The sequence below is a fragment of the Chitinophaga sp. genome (genome assembly GCF_035564935.1).
Taxonomy (GTDB): Bacteria; Bacteroidota; Bacteroidia; order Chitinophagales; family Chitinophagaceae; genus Chitinophaga.
Genome location: NZ_DATMTE010000130.1, coordinates 1 through 3175, shown reverse-complemented (window position 1 = coordinate 3175; position 3175 = coordinate 1). Strand labels below are relative to the sequence as shown.

The window sequence follows — 3175 nt, the reverse complement described above, 5'->3', positions numbered from 1 at the left end:
TTGTCTGACTCAGGATTATGATGATTTCGCTGATTACACTGATTTTTTACTTTTGAATTTATAGTAAGGGGAGATGAAAAAGGGTATATCCGCTCACATCTCCCTTAACTATAACAAACACTCAAAAAAATAAAATCAGTGTAATCAGCGAAATCATCATAATCCTGAGTCAGACAAAATCCGCTATGGTCTATCCGAGTGGCCCAGGCTTTTTTCCGGGTTTACGTGGTCCCGGACCAGTTGTTTGAGGAATTTTATCTCGGGGAAATGCCCGCTTTCCTTGCGGTCGAAGATCTTTTCTTCGCCGAGCCAGATAATATAAGAGCCGCCTGTTTCGCTGGGGCGAAGCGTTACGCCGCCCAGGTCGTCTGTAAAAGTGGTGAGGAGCTCCTGCGCCATGTAAGCAGCACGCAGCAACCAGCCGCATTTCGGGCAATATTCTATGGTAATAAGTGGTTTCATTGAAATAAAACTTTACCGGAAGATACAAAGCTAATTGATTTATAAGGGCCATAACACGAAATTCATTGCCCCAACCCTACTTTTTTATCAACTTACTTTGAATCGTGGCACATTATCTTTAATTTTAACCTATTATACGTGGACCGCCCCGAATCGCTCCACCCTAGTCACTGCCAACACTCTTAAATATGCTGCCGGTCAGTTCCTTTAAAAAGTGCGCTTTAATCCCATTATTTCTGATTCTGCTGTCGCCTCCGGTAACAGCACAACGCCTTATTAATGACAGCCTGTTAGCAGTACTCCGCTCCCATACAAAAAACGATACCACCCGGGTGAACCTGCTGAACCAGGTGGCCAGGGCCTATTTCACCATAGACGCTCCCACGGCCGCCAGGTATGGCACAGAAGCCCTCCGGCTTAGCGATAGCCTTCATTACAGCCAGGGAAAAATCTGGGCATGGCGCAATCTTGCCCTCGTGGAAAATACCAAAGGCCACCTTGACCAGCAGATGCAGCTGACCCTCAATGCGCTGAAACTGGCGGAAACACTGGGCGACTCTTATACCCTGGGTGTACTGAACAACGACGTAGGGAATATTTTTACGGAACTGAATACCCCGGAAGATGCCCTCGTTTATCTCAAAAAGTCCCTGGATATAAAGCTGAAAAGAAACGAAAAGGCGGAAATCGCAAAAACGCTGAATAATATCGGCTCTGCTTATATCTCCCTTAAAATACCCGATTCCGCAATGATGTTCCTGGAGAAAGCGGAAAAATTAAAGCTGGAGCTTCGCGATTACCGTAGCCTGGCGTATACCTATGAAAACATGGGTATTGTTGCCATGCTGCGGCACCGCTATACCGATGCCCTTCGCTATCACCAGCTTTCCGCCAATTACTACCAGGAAGCCGGCAATTTGCCCGGCGTGGTGAAATCGAGCCTGAACCTGGCGGAAATACAAACCATGCAGGGCGATCTGAAAGATGCCGATAAAAACCTCGAAAAGGCCAGGCTGTTAAATGATACCCTGGGCAATGCGAAAAATGAAATGATCTACTATAAGATCCGCTATGAACTGGACTCTGCACGGAAAGACTATGCTGCGGCCTTTGAAAGCTACAAGGAGTTCAGCAAGAGGAACATCGACTTTTTCAATGCGGAAAAGGGCAGGCTGATCTCCCGCTCCCAGGAGAAATATGAATCCGAAAAGAAGCAACGCGAAAATATCCTGCTGAAGAAAGAACAACATATGCACCTGGCCACCATACAACAGCAAAGGGTACTGGTGCTGTCGGCCGCCGCGCTTTTCCTGGCCTTGCTGCTCATTACCGTGATGGTGTACCGCCTCTATAAAAGGCAGCAGGAGCTATACCTGGAGCTGAACAACAAGAACCGGGAAGTATCCATGCAGAACCGCATTATCCTGGAGCAAAATGCCACCCTCGAAAATCTTAACCAGGTAAAGGATAAAATTTTCTCGGTGATCTCGCACGACCTCCGCTCCCCGCTGGCTATCCTGGAAGGACTGTTGTTTTTACTGAAAGATGAAAAGATCGACGCCGCACAATTCCGCGCATATACCGATGAATTGTGGCGGGATGTAAAAAATACCGCCTACATGATGGATAACATGCTGCAATGGGCCAGCAACCAGATGAAGGGCATTGGTGTAAAAGCAGATGATTTTGATGTAACGCTGTTACTCAACCGCGAATTTGAGCTGCTGCAAACCCTGGCAAGACAGAAAGAAGTGAAGCTCACGCATGAACTGAATACCAGTATTATGGTGTATGCCGACCCCGATATGATCAGGCTGGTATTGCGTAACCTGATCAACAACGCCATTAAATTCACACCGGCCGGTGGCGAAGTACTGATCACCGCCACACATGATAACGAGCAGGCGGAAATCACAGTGAAAGACAATGGCACTGGCATTCCCGTGGAAAACCAGCACCGCATTTTCTCTAATATCTATTATTCTACTACCGGTACGCAGAATGAAAAAGGCTGCGGACTGGGGCTGCATCTTTCCAAAGACTTTGTAGAACGCAATCACGGGCAAATCTGGTTTAACAGTATGCCCGGTACCGGCAGCAGCTTTTCCTTTACCGTTCCTTTATCAGAAGAACCGGAAATTAACCCCCACGCCTATACGGTAGTGATACAGGATCATCCCGCGGGCGGCGTTAGCGTGCTGAGAAGGTAACTAGGCCAGCCGGAAAGCCGTGGTGTGCTTGATTTCCGTCATTACAAAAGCGCTGTGTACCTGCCCCGTATTTTCAATCGCCGCCAGCTTATTGGTCAGAAAGTGCTGGTAGCTGCGCATATCGTTCACTACTACTTTCAGCAGGTAATCGTAGGTGCCCGCTACATGATAACATTCCATCACTTCTTCCATTTTTGCAATAGCCGTTTCAAACTTTTTAATCAGCGGCTGCGAGTGCAGTTGCAGGGATACATTACAGAAGGCTACCAGTGTTTTACCCGCTTTCTCCCCATGCAGAAGGGTAACGTAGCTTTTGATCACCCCGCTTTTTTCAATTTTTTTCAGGCGTTCATAAGTAGGGGTAACGGAAAGTCCTATACGGTGTGCAATTTCTTTGGTATTCAGGCGGGCATCCGCCTGGAGCGCCTCCAGTATTTTACGGTCCGTTTTATCCAGTGTATCCATCGCAGTTATATTTTTCTTTAAAAAGATGTCCGGCAGTT

3 protein-coding genes are annotated in these 3175 nt (G+C 47.4%); 1 reads left to right on the top strand and 2 read right to left on the bottom strand.

The annotated features are described in order from the left end of the window. Positions 1-183: 183 nt before the first annotated feature. On the bottom strand, positions 184-462 hold the full coding sequence (locus tag VN105_RS03450) for a SelT/SelW/SelH family protein (RefSeq protein WP_325637954.1): 279 nt from the start codon (positions 460-462) through the stop codon (positions 184-186). Between the two features lie 188 nt (positions 463-650). Here VN105_RS03450 and VN105_RS03445 point away from each other — a divergent pair, with 188 nt between their 5' ends. Beyond that, entirely contained in the window at positions 651-2672 is a 2022-nt protein-coding gene (locus VN105_RS03445; RefSeq protein ID WP_325637952.1) for a tetratricopeptide repeat-containing sensor histidine kinase, read from the top strand. Here the strand turns inward: VN105_RS03445 and VN105_RS03440 are convergent. Further along, a partial coding sequence (locus VN105_RS03440; RefSeq protein WP_325637950.1) for an Lrp/AsnC family transcriptional regulator occupies positions 2673-3175 on the bottom strand: 503 nt, incomplete at its 5' end.